Genomic DNA, 25,878 nt, shown 5'->3' with positions numbered 1-25,878 from the left:
TTGATCGGATTAGTGGCGTTCAACTTATTTTTATGCAAATGAATAGATAAACAAATGACGGTAGTGAGGTTATCACTGTTAGTGGGATGTTTTGCTAGCTGTTCGAAAACCGTAGGGGTTGAAAGGGGTGGTTTTCTTAATGGTTGATGTTACAATTATAACAGTTATAAATTCCAATAGTTGGTCTTAGTTTTGCCAAAACATTACACCCATTCATTTTATCAAAATTTCAATGAAAGCCTGTGTTTTCTAATCTTTATTTCAATCAGAGACAATTTAATTAAAAAAAGATATAATTTTTTGTCTTAGGTAAGATTTCATTTGTCTAGGACGAATTTTTATAGGAAAAAGTTATCTGAGGGGATAATAAAAGCTATTTTTCTTCCTAAAAATATTGTATTGTTTGTGAAGTGTTGGTAATTAGTATTCTACCTTCCAAAAGGAGAGTTTTACTCATTTACAGATAAACCTTAGTTAAAACTTATTGAGTAACCTTACTTCGTTAGCCGACTAAACTTTTCCAAAAAAGTTGTTTTTTCTAAAAATGCTTACATCAACCTGTCTTTTCCGATAGTATTTTTTTTAGAAAAGAAGAGGTGGATTGTTGAGGAAATACTGAAAAAATGCTGATTGGTCTCAAAAAAGGCAGTAAAGCTTTTTTATGGAAATATGATTTTTTGAGGAAGGTATATGAATTTGCAGCGATTTACTTAAATTTAACCAAATAGAGTCATTTCATAAACTACAAAAAACAACAACAAAATTAAACTACGATAAGATGAGTTCGAGTGAAAAAGGGAATGCATTAGCAGTGGATCATGGAGAATGGCTAGGCCACCCAAAAGGGTTATTCATATTATTTTTCACTGAAATGTGGGAGCGTTTCAGTTATTATGGCATGAGGGCCATCCTCGTGTTGTTTATAGTATCATCAGTGGCAGAAGGGGGCCTCGGCTGGACAACGGCGGAGGCTCTTAGTTTATATGGGTTTTATACCATGTTTGTTTACCTTATGTCTATCCCTGGTGGCTGGCTGGCCGATAACTTTTTAGGCCAGAAAAAATCGGTGATGCTTGGTGGTGCGCTACTGGTAGTGGGCCACGGCGTAATGGCTATCCCTGGAATGCTAGCTTTTTATTCGGCTTTGGTGTTGATCGTGTTGGGGGTAGGCTGCCTTAAGCCCAATATTTCTACTATGGTGGGGGGCTTGTACAAACAAGGCGACCCTAGGAGAGATCAAGGTTTTACTATTTTTTACATAGGAATTAATGTTGGAGCATTTTTGTCAGGTATTTTAGTTGCCGTGGTAGCCGATGCATATGGTTGGCATGCTGGTTTCGGGCTAGCTGGCATTGGAATGCTTTTGGGGCAATTGTTATTTATATATGGTCAGAAGTATTTGGTTGGGGTTGGTGATTTTGTTCCTGCCGAGAAAGTAAAAGATAAGTCTGGCGTGCACGATAAGCCGCTTACCAAAATTGAAAAGGATAGAATAGTAGTCCTTCTTATTTCTTTCCTTATCGTAGTGGTTTTCTGGGGAGCATTTGAGCAAGCCGGTGGGCTTATGAACATATACGCCCAGTACAAAACGGATAGGTTTATTGGGCTTTTCAACTATACAATCCCAGCGGGAGTTTTCCAATCGGTCAACTCTTTTTACATCATGGTATTTGGAATGGTGGTAGCAGGCTTCTGGGCTAACAGGGCTTTGAAAGGAAAAGAAACTTCTACGCTTCTTAAAATGGGTATTGGTACCATCATCATGGGGATTGGCTTTCTTTTCATGTCTGCCGCAACCTTAGAGACCGAAGCATCTGGTGATTACAAGTCGGGTATGTATTGGTTGCTTTTGGCTTATCTGTTCCACACTATTGGGGAGTTGTGCGTATCGCCTACGGCACTTTCTTTCATCACAAAACTCGCCCCTGTAAAATATGCATCCCTAATGATGGGTATTTACTTTGCCGCTACAGGCGTGGGCAATAAGCTGGCGGCTTCCTTAGGTGAAGCTGCCCAGAGTGAGCCGACCAAGGTGGAGATTTCTTATTCGGAGCTTATGGAAATAGCCCCTAACTTCCAAGACGAAGATATTGACTTAGGTTACCTCACGGTAGAGGCAGTTGTGCAGAAGCAAGGGGATGAGCTGATAGCAACTGGCTCGGGAACGGCAATCAAGCCTTTGCTTACTTTCGTAGAGGGTGATAGTAAACACTTGAAATCTGAAGTGATGTCGGTTGCGGAAGATTTTAATAACGAGATAGGGTTGATCTTCAGCCTTAACCCTATTACAGAAGAAGAAGGGGTGGCAGAAGAGATAACGGAAAATACCAATTTTGAAGGGACTCTGTTGGTAAGAGAGGTTCAGAATAACAATGAACTGAGGATATTTACCATCATAGCTGGCTTCTCCATTGCGTTTGGCTTGCTCTTGTTGGTGTTCTTCAAGAAATTAAAGGCCTTGACTCACAACGCCGAGGATGTAGTAGTAGAATAAAGGAACTAGGTATAGTTTGAAAATAATAACCCCGTGGTGCATTGGTACTGCGGGGTTTTGTTTTTATACCGCTGTAGATGAAACATAAAACAATTTCTTGGTATAAAAGCATTTCCACAAATAAACTATTTGGGGAAGTAGGGGGTTAGGTGGTAGCTCAAATGTTTCAACATTTTTCAATACCAAACAATGAAAATAACCACCTCAGTTGCTTGCGCCCCCCAGTATGTGTGGGAAAATTTTGGCGAATCGCTTTTCCAGAAATTAGTACCTCCTTTTCCCAAGGCGAGGTTGCTGGAGTTTGGGGGAAATGAAAAAGGAGCAAGGGTGGCGATAGAACTGAATTTCCTGCTTTTTAAGCAAAAATGGGTCAGTGATATCACAGATAATGGGAGAGAAGGGGACGGTTTTTATTTTGTAGACGAAGGAAGTGAGCTTCCTTTTTTTATAAAAAAATGGAAGCATAGGCACGTGATAGTGGAAGGTGAGAACGGTGGGGCAAAAATAATCGACGATGTTAGTTTCCAGTCGCATGGAAAGCTCATGACTTGGTTTTTTACCCCACTTATCTGGCTACAGTTTGTGTATAGAAAGCCTATTTACAAACGGGTTTTTGGTGAAAAAGCGAAGGCTACAAGCTCCCCTCGCTAAGGTAGATGATGCCGATTTGGACTAGGCCAATGATGAACCCGAGCACAGCCCCAGCCCATTCTATAAAGGCAAGTTCCTTTTTGATTACCGACATGAGCAAAGCCTCCAGTTTCTCATTGGAAAAGTTGCTGACCTTCTGGTAAACCATTTCTTCAATGTCGATTTCCTTCACCTTTGTGGTGAGTTGCCCCATCAGTTTGGGGACAGATTCATCAAGCATCTCAGAAAGTTTCTCCATGATCTGAACAATCATTTTATCATTTAGGAGCATTCCCAGCATCGGGTTGCTAGCTTTTAGCCTTACCCTTAGGTACTCCTCTAGTTCTTTTTCAATATGAGTTTTTATTTGCTCCCGATTAGCCTCGTTGTCGAGCTTGCCCACGATCATGTCCACATTGAACAAGTCCCTAGCGACTACTTTGCCCAAGCGCTCGGCAAGTACTTCTTTTCTTTTTGGGAAAATGCCGTGGAGCTTGAACAGCCCGTAGTTTTTCTCTTCGCGTGGGCGAAAGAGCATTTTGATGGCTACAAAGTTGGTAAACCAGCCTATGGCTGCAGAAATGAAAGGGATGGAATATATAAGCATTTGTCAGAATCTTCTATTAGTATGTTGAATATAAGGTGTTTCAAAAAAATACCTCCATTTAGGTACGGAGGCAAATTTATATCAAATCATATTATCATAAAAACAATTGAACAGGGAAGCTAGTCACCTTCTGGAGCATCTTTCGTTGCTTTTTTGGTAGGGTCAGATCCAGCGATATTGATAAAATAGGTTACTTGTGCGCCCATGGCAAGGTTTTGCGAGCCTATTGGCGTGTCTGGCTGCTCTCTGTCTAAGATGTTGTTCAGCCCTTGTGCAGCCCTAAATTCCACATGCAAATCCCCAGCTTTGCCCAAGTTAAAGCGCAGTCCAGCACCTATAGAAATCCCGTATTCAAACTTGATGGTGTTTTCTTCGGTGTAGTTGTAAGTGATTTCATCGCCGGGGGCAAGTTCTGCATAAGAATTTTGCGAAAGCAAATAAGAAAAATGAGGACCGAGGTTAAGGATTACTTTGGCGAAGCCTCCACCAAAATAAATGTGGGTCATGAAAGGGACTTCTATGTAATCGTACTCAAAATAAGCCCTTCGGGCATCGAGGATATCGGTGCGGGGAAAAAGCTCTGTCCAGCCCTTTTGCGTGTAATTTATTTCGGCAATTAGTCCCACATTGGGTTTAATGCTGTTTCTGAACACTAGGCCGCCCGTATAACCAGTTCGAAATTCTGTGCTAATATCTGGTTCAAAAGTGACGCTGCTAAAGTTATAACCTCCTTTTAGCCCAATGCTAAATTGCGCTTTTGCCTCTTGTTTTCCGCATAGGAACAGGGCGAAAGCAAAGCCCAAAAGAATATATTTTGTTGATTTTTTCTCAATCATTGTAAAGAGTAGTTTCTTTGAAATGGCAAGCTAGAATAATTTGGCTCACACTTTGCCATTTGGTCTACAAAGAAAGTGAGGGGAAAACCAAGTTCCAAATAAGTTTGAATAGGAATTACCGTAAGCCAAAAAAACATGCCATATTCGCCTTTTGTTAGAGCATGTTTGGGCTTTAAGTTTTCAAGCGAAAATGACTAGATCAAGGTTCTCACGAAATAAGAATATTTTTTATCGGACTGGCGTCCCAGTAGCATCGCTACCGAGTGTCGGCCCAGAAAAAAATATTATTTTGAAGTGAGGTTCTTGAGGTAGGTATTTGTAGCGAAATAGGTAAAGTCTAATCATGCTCTTAGCATGGTAATTGCCGATATTTCCATGACTGAAAGATATTTGGGGGCATTCGGCTTCCACTAAACCAACAAAGAGAATTTTGAGAAGAGTGAAGATAATTTTAGCATACATCCTGACCCTACTGAGTTTTGGGTTAATGACCAGCCAAAATGCCCAAGCGCAAGACCCCAACCTTACTCAGTTTTATGCTGCGCCTTTGTATATGAACCCAGCTTTTACGGGGGCTGTGTCCAATTATCGCTTGGCGACCACTTACCGTAGGCACCTCATGTCTATTCCAGGAGGTTTTCAAACCAATCTGGTATCCTTCGATAAGAACTTGGAGGACATCAACAGTGGAATAGGTGTGATGTTTATGAACGATAGGCTCTCCACGCAAGGGCTTTCTTCTAACCATATCAATCTTTCTTATGCTTACGAAGTGGGCTTGAACCAAAACACCTTCTTTAGGGCGGGTCTTTCTGGTGGATATGTGCTCAGGAGCGTTGGGTACGGCGACTTGCTCTTTGGCGACCAGATAGACAATGGGGGCGATTCTCAAGAAACCTTTGCCAGTGCACAAACGGGTATGGTCGATATTTCTGCGGGTTTTTTGATCTACAGTGAAAAATATTGGGCAGGGCTTTCGCTTTTTCATCTAAACCAACCTAAAAAAATAACAGAAGCAGGGGAGATGAGCCTTCCGTTGAGGTTCAACCTTCATGCTGGGCTGAAAATCCCTATCGATAAATTTGATCCTGATAGGTCATATCTTTCGCCTGCGGTGCATTACCAAAGCCAAGGGAGTTTCGATCAGTTGGATGCAGGGGTGAATTTTTATTATAAGCCTATTATGCTTGGGGCATGGTATAGGGGAATGCCTACCAGTAGCTCGGAAGTGCAAGGGCTTGGGCAGCAAGATTCGATCAACTTTTTGGCGGGTATTCAGCAAGGCCCTCTTTGGATAGGGTATAGTTACGATATGAGGGTGTTCAGTTCGAGGTCTTTTGGCCCTAGCCATGAGATTTCTATTATTCTCGAGCCAAAATCAGAAAAGAGTAATGGGAAGTCTCGGGTAAGATGCCCAGCTTTTTATGGAGTGAACTAAACAGGGTTCTTTTCCAATACAAAAAAGGAGAATAGGCTAGGTCTGTTCTCCTTTTTTTGTATTCTCAATGTACACACCCTAAGGGTATTGGTAACTTGAGGATTTGTTGATCAAGAAATAGGTATTTGCCAATGGGTTGTAACTGATCTTGTCATGCTCGGGATAAACTATTGTTTCTCCATTGATTTTACTCAAACCGAATCTTCCTTTTCGCTCTACTATCACCAAGCCGTTTCCACAATCGACAATACTGTCGTAGAGCGGCAAGATATTTTCCATTGTGCTGATGTCGATAATGCCTGGTTTGTCATTTTGCCACACCATGAATCGTCCGTATTCGTTTTTTTCTATTCGATCGTAGCCAATGTTCAATACGAAGTTTTCCTGTCTGTCTATCACGCCCATGCCCTCTCTGTTAGTGACCATGGCATGCCCAATCGAGTCAAATGGGCTGATGGTCTGGTATTTTGGTTGGATGACAATCTTTTCGAGTTTGTTCATATAGCCCCATTTCCCACCGAGCTTTATTCCGCAAAAACCTTGGCTGAACTGCGAGACGCTATCGTAGCGAGCAGTTACCCGCAAACGACCAAGGTAGTCAACAAATCCGAAGGTGCCGTACATTTTTACGGGGAAATATTTCTCCGCATGGCTTCCTACTATTTCTAAGTTGTCGAGCTCATTTCCGGTAGGAATGTCGTGCGCTTCTGTGTCCATATAAGACATGCGTCCATTTTGGTAAATCCGCGCCATCCTGTCTTCGCTGATGCTGGAAATAGAATCGTAAGCAATGGGTAAAATCTGGGAGCCGTAGCGGTTGAGCATTCCGTATTTCTTGCCTTCCTTCAGCTTGAGGCACCCATCTTTCATGCGCTCAAAGCTCACTGATGTGCTTAGGTGGGCTAGCTCGACGCCCCTTGTGCTTATCGTGCCCCATTCTTCGTTGTCATAAAAGACAAAATATAGCTCATTGATCACTATGAGGCTGTCAATATAAGGGCTGATTACCGTTTCTTCGTTTCGATTGATTATGCCATAGTAGCCGTCTTTTTTTACCGCAGAAAAGCCGTTTACGAATGGAGAGATATTTTGGTAAGCCTCTTTAAAAACAGGCTGTAGGTTTTGGTCATAAAAGCGCATAGCACCGTAATTGTCCATGCAGTAAAGCCCTTCGGAAAATGGGCTGATGGCATCAAACTTTCCTTCCGTTAGATTTTTTCCTTCAAAGTCAAAAAGGTCGTGTTTGTTTGCAAAAGAGATGCAACGGATCAATCCAGAAGATTCAAATTGTATAGCTTTATAGCTGAGGGGAATGAGCTCTTGCCCCAAAGAATCGATCAAACCTTCCTTGTTTTCCTTCCTTACCACAGCAGCGCCGTTTGTAAACTCGCCAAGAGAGTCATAAGTGTTGAAAAAGCGGATGCTGTTTTCTGCGTTGGTCAACCCGAATTTTGTCTCAATGAAAAACTGGTAGGTGTCATATCCTTTGCAAGCGACGCTGTCGTAATAAAAATCGGTTTTTATCTCTCCGCTAGCATTGCTAAGTTGGAAAAGAGGAAAAGGGGTCGCTGTATAATGTCCTTCGTTTTTTGTTATTTTTTTATGTTTGAAGTCGAGTAAGACTTTTCCTTCTGTATCTATCAACCCGTTGCGATAGTTGTATTTAACGACTGCTTTTCCTTCCTCAAAAGCAGCTATTTCTTGAAAGACAGCATCTTGTAGCTTCCCTTTTTCTTTGGAGTATAGTCCAAAAAAACCTTCTTGGTTTTTAACCTTATACAAACCGCTTGGAAGAGTTTCGATCTCGGCAAATTCGCAAGGTACAAGCTCTTTTCCTGCTGAAGTATAAAGTCCTATGTTGATGCGTGAGCCGAGGGAATTGTTGACGCTCACCAAGCCGCTTTTCGTATCCAAGTCCACCACATCAAATTGGATGGGCAGAATGATTTTACCCTCGGTGTCTATTAGCCCAAACTTGAGCTTTCCTTCCTGCTCTTTGCCTGCTATGGCAAGGTTGTCCTTAAAATAGTTGATGGAGGAAAAGGTCGGGTCGAGCAAGATGTTGCCTTTTTTGTCCATAAAGCCCCAAAGCTCTCCACTTTTGTAGCCGCAGAAATCTTGGTAAAAGCGGACGGGGTGGAGTGGGGAAGGGTCGTCGCTCCAGCCTAGTTGGTCAAAAGCCGCTTCCGAAACAAGCTTTCCCTTTTTATTGATAAGTGCGAATTTCCCCTCTGTTTTTACCTTGGCAAAGCCTTCTTCGCTGAAAGGGCTTGCAGCTTCAAAAGTAGCTTTGACCTTCACTTTTCCTCCTTCACCGTTGGTGTACCCAAAAAGCTCAGAATCGGTGTCTTGAAAGGGTACAAGCTCCGTTTGGCAAAATGCAGGTGTTGCCAATGATATTAAAAGTACAAGTAGGCAAATGGCTGATTTATCGTATCGCTTTGTATTGCTCATAAATATCTTGAATAGATCGGTAGGTGTTTTTTAGTGCGATTTCTTCTACTTCCGAAGGAGAAAACCAAACGGCTTCTTCAATGGCCTCGTCCAGTTGCGGGGTGAGTTGGCTGTCGTCGGTACAAGCCATTTCGTACCAATAAGTACATTTGAGTACGTGCTTTCCCTTGTGCACATAAGTATGCCAAGTGGTGCCAATTTCCCTCTCCAGTTTCACTTTTACCCCGCATTCTTCTTCTACTTCTCTCAGTGCCGCTTCATCTTTTTGCTCGCCTTTTTCCAGCTTCCCTTTGGGTAAGTCCCATTTCCCAAGCCGTTTGATAAAAAGGAGTTTACCTTCTTTTTTGGCTATACCTCCCGCTGCTTCTATCAGCTTAAACTCGGTTTTTACCGAAGCAATTACCTCTGCGGGGTTTGAAACCAAAAATACAAGATTAGCTGCTGCGCCGCTGATCCGACCTTCGCAAACGGCTTCATAATGTTTCATGACCTGTTCTTTGCTGGCATTGGCAAGGATATATTTTGCGCCATTGAGCTGGTCTTTTTCGGCAATGGATTTTATTTCAAATGGAATGTCGTTGGCAAATATTTTCATTGAGTCTCATTAGTGAATGAAGTGCCAAATATACTGATTCATACTTTTCCTAGGGAATTATGGGGGAAAAGGGTTGGGGATAAGAGTGGTAGAAAATGAAACAGTAGTTTTTATTTATCCTGCATCTCAAAAACCTGCCCCAAATGATGTTGCAAATGCCCCACATAATCCGCCATGAAATAGATGAGGGTGGCAGGTTCTGATCGGGGAATAGGTTTCCACGCAGTTTTATCTAAGTTGTGTTGGGTGTACGGTTTGGTTTTGGCTTCTTCGGGGATAGCCTCCATCACATTTGCCAAGTGCCAATTGAACTGGAACTAGAGTTCAATCAAGTCTTCCCACTTGGTCGACTGGTAGGCTTGCAGTTCTACCCAACCGTCTTGGGCATAGCCCTCAAAAACCATGTGGTCTTGGAAGCTGGTGCGTACAAAACGCTGATGGTTGTTCGATGCCGAATCCACTAGATGTCCAATAATTTCCTTCGCCGACCATTTGTCTGGTGCGGGCTTTTTCTCGCTCTCCTTTTCGGGGATTGCTAATAATTTTGCTCTCGATTCGGTCAGAACAGTTTTTAATAGAGCTCCAGTAGATTGCATAGTTTGTCTCTTTTTTTTACAATCATAGTAGGTTTGGGTTTTAAATACTACTTCTTTTTGTGTGTTTTTTACAACAAGAAATAGAGTGCACAAAAAAGCCATCCCGAAATCAGGTCAGGATGGCTTTCAAATTTATTTTCAAACACAATTAAAATTGTTCGCTCATTACATTCCGAAACCGAAATACTCGGTACCTCGCTGGCCAGGATATTTCCCTTCCATCAGCACGCCGCCATTTTCTTTTTCTAAGGCGCTTACGAGGTCTTCCACGGTTTTGATCTCGGTTTTATTGATTCTGGTTACGATGAAGCCTTCTTGAATATTGGTTTGGGCACGGAGCTTACCAGGCAATAGCCTGGTTATTTGCACTCCATGGTCTACACCATATTTTTCTTTTTCATCTTTGCTCAGTTCTTTGAAATCGGCTCCAAGTTCTCTCAACGTATGGCTAATGGGAGCTTTTACTATTTCCTGATTGCCGTTCAGGCTTTGCAATTTCACTTTATAATCAAACTCTTTTGAGCCTCGTAGCACTTTTACGCTTACTTCATCGCCTGGCCTTTTTGTACCAATGGTCTCTTGAAGTTCTGGAGAAGATTTGATGTCTTTTCCATTTATCGCAATGATTACATCGCCAGCTTCTAGTCCCGCCTCGTCTGCGCCACTTCCTTCCCCTACGCTTGCTACAAATACACCAGAGTTGGTTTTAAGATTTTGGTCTTCAACTATTTGGCTGTTTACATCCATGATCCTTACGCCCAACAAACCTCTTTGTACGTTTCCGTAAGTGATCAAATCTTCCACTACTTTGCTAGCCATATTAGAAGGCACGGCAAAAGCATAGCCTGAATACGAGCCTGTTGGCGAGGCAATGGCCGTATTGATTCCGATGAGCTCGCCGTTGAGGTTAACCAAAGCGCCGCCGCTGTTTCCAGGGTTTACTGCAGCATCGGTCTGGATGAACGATTCTATCGCCATGCTGTCTTTCAATATGTTGATGTTCCTTCCCTTCGCACTTACAATACCAGCCGTAACTGTCGATTCTAACCTAAACGGGTTGCCTACGGCCAATACCCATTCGCCTACCCGTACATTGTCCGAGTTGCCCATTGGCACAGTTGGCAAGTTGCTGTCGTCTATTTTTATTACCGCAAGGTCAGTGGTAGGGTCAATGCCGATTACGGTTGCTGGCATTGTACGCTTGTCGTGCAGCATCACTTCAATCTTGCTTGCACTTTCTATCACATGGTTGTTGGTAAGGATATAACCATCTTTACTAATGATCACACCTGAGCCAGTTGCCTCACTTGGTCGCATCTGTTGCCTCTGCTGGGGGACTTGATCGTCGAAGAAATACCTGAAAATTGGTGGGATTTCTTGCCCACCTCTCGAAGATGTCGTTCTTGTGATCTCCGAACGGATGTGAACTACGGCAGGCGTCACCCTTTCGGCCGTGCCCGTGAAGTCGAGCGTCATTTCGTTTACACTGCTGGGTCTGTCGTATTTTACGGTTTTCGCCACAGTGTCTGGCGAACGCTCTATCATTACTGTTTTATCTTCTTCAAATGCCTTAAATGTACCTAAGGTGATGGCACCTCCAAGCACAGCGGCAAGTACGGTTTTCCCAAATTGTTTCATGGTAATATTTTAGTTTTTGTTTATCTTATTTGAATGCTTTCACTAGCATCGTTTGCTGATGTACTTACGCAAATATGAAGTTGGGGATAGGCTAAAATCGGCTTTTAACAGAATTTAACCCTGTTTTTAACTCTTTTTTAGAATTATCTTCTTTTCTCAAACCAATAAAAGTAGCACAAAGTCAGGGAGGTGACTAGCGCTACTTTTTATTGGTTATTCGACTTGTTAAACTTGAAAGGCTCTAGCCTATCCATGTCAAACGCTGTCATTTATGCTTGCTAAGAACAAAGTACTATCATTTGGTGGCTTGTGCTTTTGTTACTAGGTTAAGCTGAGTTATGATTAAATGTTTCCACCGAACGATACCTCCATAAGCTTTGCCTTAGGTTGATTTCTTCTTTGGGTTAATTTCTACATTTTTAGCATGTAGCGTAGTTGGTTTTTGTATGAAAAAAGGTAAAAAGGGGAGGGATTGGCCCTCCCTTTTGCATTATGATATTTTGATGCTTCTTGGTTTTACTTCTTCTTTTTTAGGGATGGAAAGTTTCAACAAACCATCTGTATATTTAGCAGAGATGTTCTCTCCAGATACGGTCTTAGGCAATGTAAATGAACGTTTGAAAGAAGTGAAGCTAAATTCCTTGCGGTTGTATTTCTCGTTAGACTCTTCTGTCTCGTTCTTGCTAGATGAAGAAATAGTCAATACATCGTTGTCCAAGTTAATTTCAAAGTCGTCGCGCTTCAAGCCTGGGGCTGCAACTTCTAGTTCATATGCATTTTCGTTTTCTTTCACATTCACGGCTGGAACTGTTCTGTGCCAGTCGTTACCGGTTACATTTCCAATGTCTCCAAAGAAACTATCAAATAGGTTTGAGAATGTTGGATAAACTTCGTTTTTGCGATCATTCCATTTTACAAGTGTCATAGCTTTTCTTAAATTTTAGTTATACAATCTTAAAATATCTTGCCGAGATTTTCTCGGTGTTCGATTATCATTTTTTCAAGACTCGTGCCAATTGGTTTTTTAATGTAAAAACTGAAATAATTGCAGAAAAGGCTTGTTTTTATATGACATAATGTCAAAAATTAAAATTCAATACGGTCAATATGGCGTGTTTTGTTTTTTCGCCTGCAAAAATAACAGTACTTTTATTTGAGGAATTATCGCTACATACGAGGAGATAAATCATCAATAAGGGTTTAAAATGGGTTTTTCATGAAAATAGGGAAAGAAAAAAAATAAAAAGGAATTATTATAATGCTTTTGAGGTTCTTACAAAACACCTTCACTATGGAAACTTACAAGCAAAATAATTTCGGAAATAAATATTTGTAATTATTCCAATAATAAACCTTTGGAAGATAAAGCCGTAAGACAATTCCAATAACAAATGGAATTGTTTTTTTATCTAACCATCATAACTCCACATTGAAAAACTATTACAACCCAATGCCTTCCTGAGGGGTTTAGTTATTATTGTTTATTTTTAAGGATAGGTGAGAAGGAAGGATGACTGAAATTTAATTGCCCAAAACTGATATAATACAACTAATTCGATAAACTGAAGAATTTGACAGAATTAATACAAAAAAGGATTGATATGGGAAATGTATTCTTTGATTATAAAGCGAGCTTGAGTTTTAGGTGCTTGAAAGAGTACTTGCATAATAAAAAGAAAGAAGGGAATAAGAGCGAGGTGATCGTAGCAGACTACATCCTGCGGGAGGCAGGAAAGAGTGGGATTTTTGAGAAGAAGATCGAAGACAAAGATATAGTAAGTCTAGATAAAGAATTGTTGGATATGGTTTTCTCTGCCGTGTTTTCACCCGTTGCTTTAGAGAAAGATATATCGGCGATCGTACATCCTTTTAGGATGGAACCTATTTATACTACTCCTGCATGGAAGAAAAACTTTTCGAACATCACTAATGGTTTTTGCATAGCTCATGAGGATATGGGCAAAATGGAGAAAAATAAATTTCTTTATGCCAACATTTTCATTTTGGAAAACTTGTATGGACTAAAGGTCGATTTCTTTGGGAGCAAGGTATTTCAATTTAAGGAAAAGTCCACTGGGCTAAACCGCTATTTCAAAGCAAACTACGATAGCCGCTTTATGAATGTGGTGTTGAAAGGCGATAAACCTGCCTTGAGTCCAGAAGAGCTGACGCTGCTTTCGGAGAATTTGACGGAAAAAGAAATTTGGGATAAGTACTTGCCCCATGGCCTGGTAGAATTTCAAGGTTTTATGATGCTTTCGTTGGTAGATGTTACTCAAAATGAGGTGCTTTCATCTTTGAAGTTCGACTTATTGAAGAAAGATGCCATCATTTCGAGGGAGCACTTCCAACGCCTAGAAACCAAACTGAGGGAGCTGTATAGCCAGCCGGACCTCCGCTTTGGGATTGTTTCCTACTCAGGTAGCCAAGTGGAGCAGGTAACCATGATGCCTCAGATTTGGAACAGTATAGTAAGTGAGGAAGATATCAAAGGAGTGGTTTGTACTGGTGATGTGGATGAAAGTGCATTTGATGGTTGTATTTACCACCTCATGATGAGCCACAATGAGGTTCAGGTAGTACCAGACCTTACCAAATACGAAAAGCCTTCGCCTGTGGAAGAGCTATTGCTCAAAAAAGGGATAAAAAGTGTAATGGTTGCTCCTTTGATCTACGATGGGGTTTGCTTAGGAGGTTTGGAACTAGGTTCACCACATGTTGGGGCGTTGAGTGCGACTTCAATGATCTACCTCAAAGAAATATTACCCGTTTTTTCATTGGCGGCCAAGCGAAGCCTAGAGGAGCTTGATAATAAAGTGCAAGCAGTTATAAAAGAAGAATATACGGCTATTCACCCTGCGGTAGAGTGGAGGTTTGCGCAAGCAGCTCTCAATAAGATAAATAAAGATAGGGTGAACGGCGGGAGGTTGACCGAAGGCGAGAAAATTGTATTTGACGAGGTACATCCGCTTTATGGGCAGACCGATGTGAGGGGTTCTTCTACCGAAAGAAATAAAGCCATTCAGGCAGACCTTACCGAGCAGCTTACCTTGGCTCGCAACGTACTTAATACCATAGATGGTAAGGAAAACCTGAACCTCATAGACGAGGTTATTTTCAGGATAGATGAATGCATTGCAAGCATTTCCACCGGTATGGGTTCGGGCGATGAACTGACTATTCTCCAGTTTATCAGCAATGAAGTTGAAGATTTGCTCAACCATTTTAGAGTGTCAGGTCAACTTTCTGTAGAGAATTATAATAGGTATTTCAATGCGCTCGACCCTAAGTTGGGGCTTGTGTACAAGAAGAGAAAAGCCTTCGAAGACAGCCTGACTGCTATAAACGATGCTGTTTCTCAATATATAGAAGAACAACAGGTAGATATCCAAAAAGCATTTCCCCACTATTTTGAAAAATACAAAACAGATGGAGTAGAGTACAATATCTATATAGGTGATACCATAGTCCCAGATAGGAAATACAATGATGTCTATTTGCAAAACTTAAGGCTTTGGCAGCTTAAAATGACGGCGGAAATTGCGCAGCTTGCTAACCAGCTGAAGCCAAACTTGCCCTTGCCTTTGTCTGCTACCCACCTTATTTTGGTGAATAATGCCCCTATTTCTATCAGGTTTAGGGAAGATGAAAAGCAATTTGATGTAGATGGTGCTTACAATATTCGCTACGAAATAGTGAAAAAAAGAATAGACAAGGCTCATATCAAAAACACAGAGGAAAGGCTTACACAACCTGATATGATCGCCATTGTGTATACGCACGACAGTGAGGCTAATGAATTTATACGCTATATCCGCTTTTTGCAGAAACAAGGGTTGCTAGAGGAAGGTATTGAGTTTTTAGAGCTGGAGTCTTTGCAGGGGGTTAGTGGTCTAAAAGCGCTTAGGGTTAAAGTGAAAGTTCAAAAAGATGTCGAAACAGCTATTAATACACCTAAGGTAATTAATAAGCTGCTGGAGGAAGTATAATAAAAGGAAGAGTACATATGAATAAATAAAGAGTTGTTGATTTTGTTCTGTGGGATATTGTTATTTCTTTCCGTATAAATATTGATTAAGTATTGTTGGCTAAACAGAGGTAAATATAGTATGTAACATTCTGTCATGAAAGTCAACAAAAAAAGAATTTTGATATACATGTACAGCTAGGGCTTACATTTTCAAATAAAATGATATTAAAAGATCAGTTTTATTTGCGTAATAAATATCAAACAAACGGTTAGATAAGTAATTACATTATTATACTAGCAATACCTATGAAACAAACTTCTAGATCAAAAGAGCAGCCAGTTTACAAAAAAGCAATGGAAATTGTACGAATCACCCAAGCCATCATTGAGCGTATGGATCGCGATAAGGATGTGCTGGGAGTAAGAAATGCAATGTTTGAAAATGCCTGCATGTTAGGAGCCAAAATAGCTGGAACAGAAGCCACTAATTTATATTCTGTTAAAATGCAAAATGCAGTTGTGATTAAAATGGCGGCTTGCGACCTGTTGGCACAAACTTCTATCTGCAAAGAAGAAGAATTGGCAGATCCTGATTTCATAGATGTATTTAGGGATGAAATAGAAGACTTTAGGAAGCTTTTTGTTGATTGGATAAATGATTTTGACAAAAAGAAAGATATTGATGATGGCTGGGGCTTGTTTTAATAAATAGCCGTACCTGCCTCATATTTCCAGATTACTTGCAGATTGCCCACACAGAAGATTGAGCCCTTCTCTGTGGGCTTTTTTACTTTCTCCTTCGGGCAAGAAGGAATATTATCGGCTATATTTGTACCAAAAAAGTGGAAAAAGAAGCAGTGATAGAAGCAAAAGCTCTTCGTAAAGTTTTCAATCTCGGGAAGATCAACGAGGCTATCCCAGTGGTGAATGTCGATTTGGAAATAGCCAAAGGAGAATGTGTGATATTGAAAGGTCCTTCGGGCTCGGGAAAATCTACCTTGCTCACCTTGCTAAGTTGCTTGGCAAAGCCTACTTCAGGCGAGTATTTTTTTAACGGGGAAAAGGTTTCCCGTTGGTCGGAAAAGTTTCTTACAAGATTCAGGAAAAAACATATAGGCGTCGTATTTCAGCAATTCAACCTGATCAATGGTTTTACAACAGCTAAAAATATTGCTGTTCCGCTTTTGCCCCTAGGTTTGCCTTTTAGCCAAATTGACAAAAAAGTAGAAAAAGCAGCAGAAGAAGTGAATTTGAGCCATCGACTTCATTTCGATGTGGGCAAGCTCTCAGGCGGGGAGCAGCAGCGAGTTGCTATTGCCAGGGCATTGGTTACCTCTCCAGAAGTGTTTTTTGCCGATGAACCGACTGCCCACCTCGACTCGGCTATGTCAGTCGAAATTTTAACCATTTTTCAGAAACTCAAAGCTGAAGGGAAAACCTTGGTAATCACCACGCACGATCCGCTGGTGGAGCAGCACGAAATGGTAGACAGGGTACTGGTGATGAAAGACGGAGTGGTAAAAGAGGAAAACTAAAGAAATGGGAAAGGCACGGTTTTGGTCTTAATCCTGTTAAAAATACAAATAGTTAAAGAGGAAAACTCTTTTGTAGTTGGAGAAAAACAGTTGAACCCATTGAATATGACGATCTTGCTAAAACCAAAAATCTTCTTGTCTGTATTGTTTCTCGCGCTCATAATGATAGGCTGTTCGAAGCCTCAGAGCCAAACAGCGGGAAATATGGCTTCCACGAGAGGAAATGCACAACCTCAGGCTTCAGGTAAACAGAAAAAAGTTGACTTTAACCCCAATACTACCAAGAAGTTCAAACCAAAAACAAAAAGGCAAATGCGAAAGGAAGCAAGGCTAGCCAAAAAGCCTCAATATAATGACGCTATGTATTTTGGGCATAAGAAAAAGCCAAAGAAACGTCCCCCAGGAAAAAGGAAAATGTGCAAAGAATGTGGAATGGTGCATTGATGTTATCTGTTTAGAAAAAAATACTTAAGCTTTCTCGTAGTTATGAGAAAGCTTTTTTTGTATCTTGAAAGGCGAAGTTTAGAAGATGATTTGAACCACAAAAACCTTTCATGGAAAACAATCAAAAATTAACTCAATTCACCCAGAATACGGTTGAAGTAGTTATTAGACTTGGTTTTTTGTTTTTGTTAATAGCCTGGTGCTTAGGTATTTTACTTCCTTTTTCAGGGGTAATAGTCTGGGCTGTGATTTTGGCTATCGCCTCAGCGCCGCTTTACGACTTTCTTAATAAGCGCTTGGGAAATAAGCCCAAAAGAGCGGCGACGGTATATATTATTATAGGGCTGTCCATTATCATGTTGCCAAGCTGGTTGTTTTTAGAGTCGCTAATAAGCGGGGTACATGAGTTAAAGACGAACTTGGATAACGGCACATTGGCTGTGCCCCCTCCAAATGAAAGTGTAGCGGAATGGCCATTGATAGGAGATGAACTTTACGCTAGTTGGAAACAAGCCTCTGAAAATTTAGAGTCGATAGTGTTGAAGTATCAAGAGCAGGTTACTACTGTTGCCGCTTCCGTATTACAAGGTGCGGTAAGCATGGGAGGAAGTGTTTTTCAGTTTATTTTGGCAACAATTATTTCGGGAGTTCTTCTGGCAACGCAGGGTACGGATGAATTTAGTAGAAAATTTTTTAGGAAACTTGTTGGGGAAAGAGGGCATGATTTTGCCGATATGTCAATAAAAACAGTCAGAAATGTAACGAAAGGTGTGTTAGGAGTTGCGGTGATCCAAGCGTTTTTGATAGGGCTTGGCTTTTTGCTAGCAGGGATTCCTTACGCCGGGATTTGGGCTTTACTGGTTTTGATTTTGGCTATTTTACAACTACCTGCTCTTGTGGTCGTGCTTCCCGTTATTGTGTATTTATTTTCGATTTATGGTCCTATACCCGCCTCTCTCTGGACGTTGTATCTCTTGGTGGCCGGAGCGTCAGATAATTTTTTGAAACCTATGTTGCTGGGAAAAGGAGCACCTGTGCCCATGATAGTTATATTTTTGGGCGTTGTTGGAGGGTTTTTGCTTTCAGGTTTCATTGGGTTGTTTACAGGTGCTATTGTGCTCTCCATTGGTTTCAAGCTTTTTGTGGCTTGGTTAAATACCGAAGATAAACCTTTGGAAGAAGCGGTACGGCCTGTGCCCGAAGACTAGTCCAGGGATAAAAAATGGACTTATGAAATTCTCCCCAAGCCCATTTTATGTGATATAGTTATTCTACCCAACTACACGCTGTTTTCTGGCTTTGATCTTTGCCAACTCAGCATTGCACAGCTCGTAGTTTTCAGCATTGTGGCATACGAGGATGATCTCTTCTATTTTTTTTCCTTCTTCTTGTCTCAAAAACCACTCGCAAGTACCTACCGAAATTTCGGCCGCAATGCTCTTCGGAAATTTGTAAGAGCCTGTACTGATATTTGGGAAGGCTATTTTTTTGATGTTTTTCTCCACTGCAAGGCGCAAGCAGTTTTCATAACAATCGGTCAGTACCATTTCCTCCTTGTTTTCCCCATCTTTCCAAACTGGGCCTACCGTGTGGATGATGTAATTGGCAGGAAGGTTTCCTGCTATGGTAATTGCCGCTTTGCCTGGCTCTAGCGTCCCCAAGTTTATGCGCAACTTCTGTATCGCACTCTGAACAATAGCCCCTCCCGCCTGAATAATATTACCATTAGTACCATAACCAGCACCGCCTATTAGCTGAGTATTGATCGAATTTACAAGAGCCTCAGCCTTTACTTGGGTTATATCTCCTAGAATGATATTGGTTTTACCCATAGGTGTTAAATTTTAAATTTCACTTAGTTTTTATAAAACAAAACTGATCAGTGGCGATCAGGCTCGCTCAACTACAAAGCAGTTCCCAGAGCGTAGCCAAGGAGGAATGCTTGGGTCAAAGAAAGTGCTTTTTTTCTAGCCTTGCCTTGTATATTAATAGCTTAAAGCTCTATAAGGTTTTTAAAACCTTCAATTTGTTTTGATATTAAAGGGATTTATTCAAATTTGGGAAATTGTATGATAACGTTTGCGAAATGAATTTACCTACATGCCTTCTTCTTAAACTACACTACAGCACATTTTAATTCAAATTCCATGGTTTTAAGTACTATCGATTGGGTCTTAATTATTTCCTTTTTCATTATCTCACTTTTTATTGGTTTAGTCGTTTCCCGCAAAGCAGGATCCAGTTCCCAAGAATTCTTTCTTTCGGGTAGGAATATGCCTTGGTGGTTGTTAGGTGTTTCTATGGTGGCTACAACTTTTTCTGCGGATACACCTAACCTTGTAACTGACATTGTCCGGAAAGATGGTGTGTCGGGCAACTGGGTTTGGTGGGCGTTTTTGCTCACGGGAATGCTCACCGTGTTTGTGTATGCAAAGCTTTGGCGGCGATCAGAAGTACTGACAGATTTGGAATTTTACGAGCTTCGGTACAGTGGTAAAAATGCTGCTTTTTTGAGAGGTTTTAGGGCGATTTACCTTGGTGTTTTTTTTAATATTATGATTATGGCGACTGTTTCGCTAGCTGCCATCAAAATTGGTGGGGTAATGCTTGGGTTAGAACCTTGGCAGACCTTGCTTTTTGCTTCTATCGTTACCGTAATCTACAGTTCGCTCGGTGGTTTGAGAGGGGTTTTGATAACCGATTTTTTCCAATTTGTAATAGCCATGACCGGTACAGTGTGGGCAGCAAATGTGATTTTGGATTTGCCTCAAGTCAACGGGCTTTCAAACTTACTTTCCCACGAATCGGTAGTAGGTAAACTGAGCTTTGTACCTGATTTTTCCGATACCGAAACATTTATAACCTTATTGATTATTCCATTGGCAGTGCAGTGGTGGAGCGTATGGTATCCGGGAGCTGAACCGGGTGGAGGTGGCTACATAGCCCAGCGAATGCTTTCGGCTAAGTCGGAAAAACATGCAATAGGAGCCACATTGTTTTTCAATGCTGCGCACTATGCATTGCGCCCTTGGCCATGGATTTTGATCGCCTTGGCTTCCCTCATTGTATTTCCAGATATAGCCTCTTTGCGAGAAGCGTTCCCCAATGTAGACCCTTCCGTAGTGAAAGATGACTTGGCTTACTCCGCTATGCTTACCTATTTGCCTTCGGGGCTATTGGGCTTGGTGCTGGCTTCGCTCATTGCCGCTTTTATGTCCACCATTTCTACTCACCTTAACTGGGGTTCTTCCTATGTGGTGTACGATTTTTACAAGCGGTTTGTAAACACAGAAGCTTCCGACAAGGAGCTGGTAAACGTCGGTCGAATTTCCACGGTTCTCCTCATGGTAGTGGCTAGTATTTTGGCTTTGTTCCTCAAAAATGCACTACAAGCCTTTAATATTTTGCTGCAAATAGGTGCGGGAACAGGTTTGTTGTTCATCTTAAGATGGTTTTGGTGGAGGGTGAATGCTATGAGTGAAATTACCGCCATGGTTGTTTCTTTTTTCATGGCTTTGTATCTCCAGCTTATCCATACAGGCTTAGGGTTTGAGCCTCTTCCCAATCATTACCAACTAATAATAGGCATCATAGTAACCACAATTTCATGGGTGTCTGTTGCGCTGTTCACCAAGCCAGATGACGACGAAGTGTTAATTAATTTCTGTAAGAAAGTAAAAGCAGGTGGACCAGGCTGGGCAAGGGTTACCGCCAAGGCCAAAGACCGAGGGGAAACGTGGATGGAAGGAATGGGAAAATGGAGCGTACCAAGAGAAATAAGCCTGATGATCATCGGTAGCCTTACTATTTATGCAGCTCTTTTTGCCACAGGCTTGTGGATTTATGGAGAATACACTTCAGCTTCCATCACTTCGGCGGGAGCTATAGTAGGAGGGTTCTTGCTTATGAACGGGTGGAATAAACTAAATGCTTCTTAAGGTTTGAGATAAGATGAGACACAAATGAAAGTCCCCCTTTGGATTAATGCCATAGGGGGACTTTTTATATAGACTAATTGAGTGTCTTTGAGTTTTTCAACTAGTATTGGCGTTGCTCTACTTTCCTGCCGTAAAAATCGTAGAGATTCTTTTCATACTCAATATTGATAGGCTGATCGGGTTGGAATTCTGGAGATTCTTCCAGCGTTACAGAGTCCATATAAATCCCCATGCTTTTCTCTATAAAGTTTATCGACTCTATTTGACTTATTGGCAGCGCCACCAATTTATCTTTGTTGGAAGTCCATTGTCCAACATCTACTATAAGAAATAAGATTTGCCATGTATTATCGTCAATGACAAAATCTTTGACATGTCCTTTTTTCTTGTCGGAGCATTCCACTCTGTAGCCTTTCAGCTCTTTGAAGCTGCGAAGTTTACTTTCCTGTTCTGCATCTGTTTTTATACTACTAGGAATATGTTCTCGCCCAATTGACCAAGGCAAAGGGTATGCGGCAGGAGCAGTCATGCCCGTCACTCCCCAGTAGTTGCTAATGGAGAAGTGCTTGTTTAGAAGTTCCTCGTATTTTCGTGAAACAGGTTTGTGGTCATCCCTGTCTGGGCAATCCTTCAGTGCATCTTTGGTAAGGTGTATTTTAAACTGGCTATTGTTCCACTCAGGCTCACCCAAAAATACCCTTGGAACGAGTACTCGCCTGCCCTTGAACCAGTTGCCTAAGTCAGCCTCCAAGTATCGCACGGTCCAAGTGTCCTCGTCAAACAGGAAGTCGGAAACATCCCCTTTTATACCGTCTTTTGCAAAAATTGAATATCCTATAAGTTCTTTTACTGATCGTTTCATATCGTTTATCAAGTTTGGTTCTACTTATATAGGTTCGAAAAAAGAATGCCACGGCTTATTATATGCTTTAGCTTGGTTTACAAGTTAAGAACTTGTGGATTCGATTCCACGGTGCGGAAATTTTGAAACAGGAGGGAGGAGGATGTGGCTTGCTGTTTAAAAAAACTTGCCTGGTCAAATATATAGCATGGTATAATACGTTGTTTTTATACAAATCAAAAGGTTTTTTGATCAAAGTTTTAATAAAAAAGCATTATTATGAACCGATTTTTAAAAGCCAAGCATTGGCAATTGTTTTTGTTATTTTTTGGAGTTCCATTCATTTTTCAAGTTTTAATGATGGGCTCAATTTTTTCTCAGATTGGAAATGATACAAGCGAACCCCTATTATTCATATTCAATTTTCTAAGTATCATGCCCATTCTTATGATATTAATGATGGGGGTGTTGTTTGGATGGTTTTGGTCGGTAGTAATTGGGCTTCAAAAATACTTGCCAGAGGGAGTAACTATAAAAATGACAAGGTTTAAAGTCTTCTTTTTCATCCCTATCATTTATATCCTGTTTTTTACAACATCATTTTCTATAATGTTTTTTAATATAAGTGGTATTGTTGAAGGAGCTTCTGAGCCTCCCTTCGATCCATCACTTATTTTTGCCTATTTCGGGATAATTATGCCACTACACCTGTTCTCTATGTTTTGTATATTTCATACTATTTATCAAGCAGCGAAAGTATTTAAAGCCGTAGAGCTTCAACGTGAAGTAAAGTTTTCAGATTTTGCAGGTGAGTTTTTTATGATTTGGTTTTTCTACGTAGGTATTTGGATTATCCAGCCAAAAGTGAATAAAATGGTGGCTGAAGAGCATGGAACTAATTTATAATTATTACAACGAAAAAACAGCAATACATGCAAAAAATAGTCATCACAGGAGGAACAGGATTTATCGGTTTGAGCTTTGCCAAGTACTTGAAAGAGAAGGGGTATTCCCCCGTTTTGGTAGCCCGAAGCAAGCCCAAGGAAGACTTCGAGTTTGCCCAATGGGATGCCGTGACGGTAGGGGATTGGGCAAAAACTTTGGAAGGGGCGACTGCGGTGGTGAACTTAGCTGGCAGATCGGTCGATTGTATCAAAACCCCCGGCAATGCTGACCAGATTTTGCGCTCAAGGGTCGATTCTACCAAAGCGGTAGGCAAAGCATTTGAAACCTTACAAAAACCGCCCAAAGTGTGGGTGCAAATGTCCACGGCGCATATTTATGGCGATCCGCCCACTCAGGTTTGCTCTGAAGGTTCAACTCATGGCTACGGACTTGCTCCCTTTGTAGGCGAAGCTTGGGAAAAGACATTTTTGGAAGTATTGCCAAAGGGCGTGCGGGAAGTTAGGCTCCGTACCAGCTTTGTAATTGGGAAAAACGGCGGTGCTTTGGCTAGCCTCAAGCAGATTGTAAGGCTAGGGCTAGGCGGAAAAGCTGGGCATGGCAACCAAGGCATAAGCTGGCTTCACGAAGACGACATGAACGCAATCATGCTCGAAGCCATCACCAATGAAAGTTATAACGGCTATTACATAAGCTCTGCCCCCCATCCCGTTTCCAACAAAGTATTTATGGGAGAATTAAGAAAAAAAATGCGAATGCCAATTGGACTCCCTGCTCCAGCGCTCATGGTTCGTCTGGGTTCGTACCTCCTTTTCAAAACTGACCCCGAACTAGTGCTTAGCGGGAGGTATGTAAAACCTACCAGATTGGGAAAAGAAGGCTTCCAATTCAAATTTCCTACATTGAAGGAGGCTTTGGATGATTTGGTGTGAGGCGGGAATCAATCTTGTTTAAAAAAAGTTATCTTTGATACGATGATTACAAGCCAAGATATATTAGCCAAACTCAAGGAGTTGAAGCCTATTCTTAACAAAGAGTTTTCAGTTAAAGAGATAGGGGTTTTTGGGTCATTTTCTACGGGTCTTTCCACCGAAGAAAGTGACATTGATATTTTGGTGGAGCTTGAGAAACCAATTGGATGGAAGTTTTTTTCACTTGAATTATATCTTGAGAAAATTTTTAACAAAAAGATAGATTTGGTGACTAAAAATGCCTTAAAGGCTCAATTGAAGGAGCGGATTTTGGACGAGGTTAAATTTGTTTGATGTGAAAAAGAAGGACAGGACATTCAAAATGTATCTCGAAGATTTGCTACTGGCAACTGAAAGGATAGCCGAGTATATTGAGGGTTATACGTATGAGCAGTTCGAAAGAGACCATAAAACTGTAGATGCCGTAATCCGAACTTTGAAATTATAGGAGAAGCCTCCAAAAACATTCCTAAAGAAGTTAAAGAGCGATATTCAGAAATTCCTTGGGCTGAAATGTATTTGATGCGGAATAAGGTTTCCCACGAGTACTTTGGGATTGACCATGAAATAATCTGGGATGTAGCAATAAATCACTTGCCTGAAAACAAAAAGCAAATCCAACAGGTGTTAGACGACCTGAAATGAATTTTCAATACTGATTCACAAACCCACTATCCGTCAGTGTGTGTAAAAAGCTGAGCAGGGCTTCTTTCTCCTTCTCATCCAGCCCAATTCCAATTTTCCCATTTTTATCTAAAAAGGTAGAATCCAATGTTTTTGACTGCTTCATTTCCTCAGAATAATGATCTAGTACTTCTTCCAGCGTAGCGAACCGCCCATCGTGCATGTAAGGGGCTGTAAGGGTAATGTTCCTGAGGGTCGGGGTTTTGAATTTGCCCAAGTCAGCGGAGTCTAGCGTGATGCGGTAGCGTCCTTGCAAGGGATTTTCACGTTCGGTTGGGTATAAGGAATCCAGCCCAATGTTGTGGAAACCGTGGTCTGTAAAAAATGGTGCTGGGTGGCAAGAAATACATTTTTCCTCAAAAAGAGCCAATCCTTTTTTTTCCAATGCTAAAAATTCAACTCCTTCTTTCCCCAAAACAACCTGATCGTATTTGGCATTTGCCGAAATTAATGATCGCTGGTATTGAGCCAGTGCCCTCGCCACGTAGGCAACTTGAATACTATTTCCAAAAACTTCCCTGAATTGCTCTGGATAGGTCGGGTCATTTTTGAGTTTGGTGACTAGTTCTTTCAGGGGCAACGCCATCTCATCAGGATGAGAAAGGGGGGCGAATAATACCGATTCCAAGTTTTTTACGCCACCGTCCCAAAAGAGTCCTTTGTTCCAAGCCAAATTGATGAGAGCAGGGGTATGCCTAGCTAGTGTTTCTTGAGAACTGCCCAAGTTGGAAAGGGGTAGCCCGTCGGAAAAAGCGCGCTGGGGTTGGTGGCAAGTGGCACAAGAAATTCTTCCGTTAGCAGAAAGGGCTGGGTCGAAAAACAACTGCTTGCCCAAAGTAATTCCTTCTGGGCTAAACGGGTTGCGGGCAGGGTAAGGAATGGAGTCGGCGAAGTAAGGGGGAGGGACAATTGTAGCAGTTTTTTTTGGTGTACACCCGCTCTGGTAAAGTGCTGGTAATAGTAGGATGAAAATCACCTGACTGATTTTTACAATTAACGATAGCCTTGTGTGTTTACCCATTTTATTACTTTTTCTGATAGAAGTTGTGTTCAAAGTTTTCTCAAATAAAATTAGTGCTGTAGGTTTACATTCTTGCTATCAACTCAATTTTATATGTAGCATGTCTATAAAACAACCCTGCTTTGCAGCAAAGCAGATAAAATTTAAACATGCACATAGATTCGTGCCATTTTAATAAAGGAAACCTTATATTTAATTTCTGACATAAACCTTTTTTACAGTACATACCTCATCTCACATTATCTACATTTTTTACTCCTGACAAATCTGGGAGGCTAACGCA

The 25,878-nt window shown here is 41.3% G+C and carries 25 protein-coding genes; 14 read left to right on the top strand and 11 right to left on the bottom strand.

All coding sequences use genetic code 11. The features are described from left to right. Nucleotides 1-778 precede the first annotated feature (778 nt). Both R9C00_20585 and R9C00_20580 read left to right on the top strand, forming a co-directional pair. On the top strand, nt 779-2,494 hold the full coding sequence (locus R9C00_20585) for a peptide MFS transporter (protein WPO34100.1): 1,716 nt from the start codon (nt 779-781) through the stop codon (nt 2,492-2,494). A gap of 189 nt (nt 2,495-2,683) precedes the next feature. Continuing rightward, on the top strand, nt 2,684-3,145 hold the full coding sequence (locus R9C00_20580) for a hypothetical protein (protein ID WPO34099.1): 462 nt from the start codon (nt 2,684-2,686) through the stop codon (nt 3,143-3,145). Here the strand turns inward: R9C00_20580 and R9C00_20575 are convergent. Next, nucleotides 3,126-3,731 (bottom strand): DUF445 family protein, encoded by a 606-nt coding sequence (locus R9C00_20575; protein ID WPO34098.1) that lies wholly within the window; start codon nt 3,729-3,731, stop codon nt 3,126-3,128. The genes R9C00_20580 and R9C00_20575 overlap by 20 nt on opposite strands. Nucleotides 3,732-3,850: 119 nt before the next feature. Then, a complete protein-coding gene (locus R9C00_20570) occupies nt 3,851-4,567 on the bottom strand; it encodes a porin family protein (GenBank protein ID WPO34097.1) in 717 nt (238 codons plus the stop codon). A 439-nt stretch (nt 4,568-5,006) separates the two neighbouring features. Here R9C00_20570 and R9C00_20565 point away from each other — a divergent pair, with 439 nt between their 5' ends. Then, nucleotides 5,007-6,005, top strand: coding sequence for a type IX secretion system membrane protein PorP/SprF (locus tag R9C00_20565; protein ID WPO34096.1), 999 nt, complete (start codon nt 5,007-5,009; stop codon nt 6,003-6,005). Between the two features lie 78 nt (nt 6,006-6,083). Here the strand turns inward: R9C00_20565 and R9C00_20560 are convergent, their stop codons facing one another. The 6 genes from R9C00_20560 to R9C00_20535 all read right to left on the bottom strand — a co-directional run bounded on the left by R9C00_20560 (nt 6,084) and on the right by R9C00_20535 (nt 12,213). Continuing rightward, a complete protein-coding gene (locus tag R9C00_20560) occupies nt 6,084-8,459 on the bottom strand; it encodes a WG repeat-containing protein (protein ID WPO34095.1) in 2,376 nt (791 codons plus the stop codon). Beyond that, on the bottom strand, nt 8,434-9,054 hold the full coding sequence (locus tag R9C00_20555) for an NUDIX domain-containing protein (protein WPO34094.1): 621 nt from the start codon (nt 9,052-9,054) through the stop codon (nt 8,434-8,436). The genes R9C00_20560 and R9C00_20555 overlap by 26 nt, the downstream gene beginning before the upstream one ends. Nucleotides 9,055-9,164: 110 nt before the next feature. Beyond that, the gene (locus R9C00_20550) at nt 9,165-9,353 is read right to left on the bottom strand and encodes a hypothetical protein (protein ID WPO34093.1); all 189 of its coding nucleotides are present in this window, start codon (nt 9,351-9,353) and stop codon (nt 9,165-9,167) included. Between the two features lie 18 nt (nt 9,354-9,371). Further along, nucleotides 9,372-9,650, bottom strand: coding sequence for a hypothetical protein (locus R9C00_20545; GenBank protein WPO34092.1), 279 nt, complete (start codon nt 9,648-9,650; stop codon nt 9,372-9,374). A gap of 165 nt (nt 9,651-9,815) precedes the next feature. Then, complete coding sequence (locus R9C00_20540; GenBank protein ID WPO34091.1) at nt 9,816-11,288, bottom strand: Do family serine endopeptidase; 1,473 nt, start codon at nt 11,286-11,288, stop codon at nt 9,816-9,818. A gap of 490 nt (nt 11,289-11,778) precedes the next feature. Further along, on the bottom strand, nt 11,779-12,213 hold the full coding sequence (locus tag R9C00_20535) for an Hsp20/alpha crystallin family protein (protein ID WPO34090.1): 435 nt from the start codon (nt 12,211-12,213) through the stop codon (nt 11,779-11,781). Nucleotides 12,214-12,889: 676 nt separating this feature from the next. Between R9C00_20535 and R9C00_20530 the strand changes: the two genes are divergently transcribed. The 5 genes from R9C00_20530 (at nt 12,890) to R9C00_20510 (ending at nt 18,445) form a co-directional block, all read left to right on the top strand. After that, entirely contained in the window at nt 12,890-15,277 is a 2,388-nt protein-coding gene (locus R9C00_20530; GenBank protein WPO34089.1) for a GAF domain-containing protein, read from the top strand. Between the two features lie 287 nt (nt 15,278-15,564). Continuing rightward, nucleotides 15,565-15,963 carry a hypothetical protein gene (locus R9C00_20525; protein ID WPO34088.1) on the top strand — a complete coding sequence of 133 codons (399 nt, stop codon included), beginning with the start codon at nt 15,565-15,567 and terminating at the stop codon, nt 15,961-15,963. 137 nt (nt 15,964-16,100) lie between these two features. Next, complete coding sequence (locus R9C00_20520) at nt 16,101-16,793, top strand: ABC transporter ATP-binding protein (protein ID WPO34087.1); 693 nt, start codon at nt 16,101-16,103, stop codon at nt 16,791-16,793. A gap of 204 nt (nt 16,794-16,997) precedes the next feature. Continuing rightward, on the top strand, nt 16,998-17,237 hold the full coding sequence (locus tag R9C00_20515; protein ID WPO34086.1) for a hypothetical protein: 240 nt from the start codon (nt 16,998-17,000) through the stop codon (nt 17,235-17,237). 110 nt (nt 17,238-17,347) lie between these two features. Continuing rightward, the gene (locus R9C00_20510; GenBank protein WPO34085.1) at nt 17,348-18,445 is read left to right on the top strand and encodes an AI-2E family transporter; all 1,098 of its coding nucleotides are present in this window, start codon (nt 17,348-17,350) and stop codon (nt 18,443-18,445) included. Between the two features lie 63 nt (nt 18,446-18,508). Here R9C00_20510 and R9C00_20505 read toward each other — a convergent pair whose 3' ends face one another. Beyond that, on the bottom strand, nt 18,509-19,069 hold the full coding sequence (locus R9C00_20505; protein ID WPO34084.1) for a macro domain-containing protein: 561 nt from the start codon (nt 19,067-19,069) through the stop codon (nt 18,509-18,511). A gap of 315 nt (nt 19,070-19,384) precedes the next feature. On the opposite strand from R9C00_20505, the gene R9C00_20500 reads away from it, so the two are divergent. Next, a complete protein-coding gene (locus R9C00_20500; protein ID WPO34083.1) occupies nt 19,385-21,175 on the top strand; it encodes a sodium:solute symporter family protein in 1,791 nt (596 codons plus the stop codon). Nucleotides 21,176-21,275: 100 nt separating this feature from the next. Here R9C00_20500 and R9C00_20495 read toward each other — a convergent pair whose 3' ends face one another. Then, on the bottom strand, nt 21,276-22,037 hold the full coding sequence (locus tag R9C00_20495) for a PRC-barrel domain-containing protein (GenBank protein WPO34082.1): 762 nt from the start codon (nt 22,035-22,037) through the stop codon (nt 21,276-21,278). Between the two features lie 258 nt (nt 22,038-22,295). Here R9C00_20495 and R9C00_20490 point away from each other — a divergent pair, with 258 nt between their 5' ends. Genes R9C00_20490 through R9C00_20470 form a run of 5 tightly spaced genes read left to right on the top strand, consistent with a single transcriptional unit; the run spans nt 22,296 to nt 24,535 of the window. Next, nucleotides 22,296-22,922 (top strand): hypothetical protein, encoded by a 627-nt coding sequence (locus R9C00_20490; GenBank protein ID WPO34081.1) that lies wholly within the window; start codon nt 22,296-22,298, stop codon nt 22,920-22,922. Nucleotides 22,923-22,948: 26 nt separating this feature from the next. Then, on the top strand, nt 22,949-23,851 hold the full coding sequence (locus R9C00_20485; protein WPO34080.1) for a TIGR01777 family oxidoreductase: 903 nt from the start codon (nt 22,949-22,951) through the stop codon (nt 23,849-23,851). Nucleotides 23,852-23,893: 42 nt separating this feature from the next. Then, nucleotides 23,894-24,184, top strand: a complete 291-nt coding sequence (locus R9C00_20480) for a nucleotidyltransferase family protein (protein ID WPO34079.1) — start codon at nt 23,894-23,896, stop codon at nt 24,182-24,184. A gap of 1 nt (nt 24,185) precedes the next feature. Further along, nucleotides 24,186-24,338 (top strand): hypothetical protein, encoded by a 153-nt coding sequence (locus R9C00_20475; protein ID WPO34078.1) that lies wholly within the window; start codon nt 24,186-24,188, stop codon nt 24,336-24,338. Beyond that, nucleotides 24,332-24,535 (top strand): HepT-like ribonuclease domain-containing protein, encoded by a 204-nt coding sequence (locus tag R9C00_20470; protein ID WPO38782.1) that lies wholly within the window; start codon nt 24,332-24,334, stop codon nt 24,533-24,535. Before R9C00_20475 ends, R9C00_20470 begins: the two co-directional genes overlap by 7 nt. 4 nt (nt 24,536-24,539) lie before the next feature. Here the strand turns inward: R9C00_20470 and R9C00_20465 are convergent, their stop codons facing one another. Then, nucleotides 24,540-25,595 (bottom strand): cytochrome c peroxidase, encoded by a 1,056-nt coding sequence (locus R9C00_20465; GenBank protein ID WPO34077.1) that lies wholly within the window; start codon nt 25,593-25,595, stop codon nt 24,540-24,542. Between the last annotated feature and the right edge of the window lie 283 nt (nt 25,596-25,878).

This window comes from Flammeovirgaceae bacterium SG7u.111, from assembly GCA_034044135.1.
Lineage (GTDB): Bacteria > Bacteroidota > Bacteroidia > Cytophagales > Flammeovirgaceae.
This window is presented reverse-complemented; position numbering and strand designations above follow the sequence as displayed.

Bases quoted from the DNA above. Each gene is read 5' to 3' on its own strand.
- R9C00_20540 (WPO34091.1), bottom strand. From the start codon at position 11,288: ATGAAACAATTTGGGAAAACCGTACTTGCCGCTGTGCTTGGAGGTGCC.
- R9C00_20535 (WPO34090.1), bottom strand. From the start codon at position 12,213: ATGACACTTGTAAAATGGAATGATCGCAAAAACGAAGTTTATCCAACA.
- R9C00_20500 (WPO34083.1), top strand. From the start codon at position 19,385: ATGGTTTTAAGTACTATCGATTGGGTCTTAATTATTTCCTTTTTCATT.
- R9C00_20530 (WPO34089.1), top strand. From the start codon at position 12,890: ATGGGAAATGTATTCTTTGATTATAAAGCGAGCTTGAGTTTTAGGTGC.
- R9C00_20575 (WPO34098.1), bottom strand. From the start codon at position 3,731: ATGCTTATATATTCCATCCCTTTCATTTCTGCAGCCATAGGCTGGTTT.
- R9C00_20580 (WPO34099.1), top strand. From the start codon at position 2,684: ATGAAAATAACCACCTCAGTTGCTTGCGCCCCCCAGTATGTGTGGGAA.
- R9C00_20570 (WPO34097.1), bottom strand. From the start codon at position 4,567: ATGATTGAGAAAAAATCAACAAAATATATTCTTTTGGGCTTTGCTTTC.
- R9C00_20495 (WPO34082.1), bottom strand. From the start codon at position 22,037: ATGAAACGATCAGTAAAAGAACTTATAGGATATTCAATTTTTGCAAAA.
- R9C00_20510 (WPO34085.1), top strand. From the start codon at position 17,348: ATGGAAAACAATCAAAAATTAACTCAATTCACCCAGAATACGGTTGAA.
- R9C00_20585 (WPO34100.1), top strand. From the start codon at position 779: ATGAGTTCGAGTGAAAAAGGGAATGCATTAGCAGTGGATCATGGAGAA.
- R9C00_20555 (WPO34094.1), bottom strand. From the start codon at position 9,054: ATGAAAATATTTGCCAACGACATTCCATTTGAAATAAAATCCATTGCC.
- R9C00_20525 (WPO34088.1), top strand. From the start codon at position 15,565: ATGAAACAAACTTCTAGATCAAAAGAGCAGCCAGTTTACAAAAAAGCA.
- R9C00_20465 (WPO34077.1), bottom strand. From the start codon at position 25,595: ATGGGTAAACACACAAGGCTATCGTTAATTGTAAAAATCAGTCAGGTG.
- R9C00_20515 (WPO34086.1), top strand. From the start codon at position 16,998: ATGGCTTCCACGAGAGGAAATGCACAACCTCAGGCTTCAGGTAAACAG.
- R9C00_20560 (WPO34095.1), bottom strand. From the start codon at position 8,459: ATGAGCAATACAAAGCGATACGATAAATCAGCCATTTGCCTACTTGTA.
- R9C00_20485 (WPO34080.1), top strand. From the start codon at position 22,949: ATGCAAAAAATAGTCATCACAGGAGGAACAGGATTTATCGGTTTGAGC.
- R9C00_20480 (WPO34079.1), top strand. From the start codon at position 23,894: ATGATTACAAGCCAAGATATATTAGCCAAACTCAAGGAGTTGAAGCCT.
- R9C00_20505 (WPO34084.1), bottom strand. From the start codon at position 19,069: ATGGGTAAAACCAATATCATTCTAGGAGATATAACCCAAGTAAAGGCT.
- R9C00_20545 (WPO34092.1), bottom strand. From the start codon at position 9,650: ATGCAATCTACTGGAGCTCTATTAAAAACTGTTCTGACCGAATCGAGA.
- R9C00_20490 (WPO34081.1), top strand. From the start codon at position 22,296: ATGAACCGATTTTTAAAAGCCAAGCATTGGCAATTGTTTTTGTTATTT.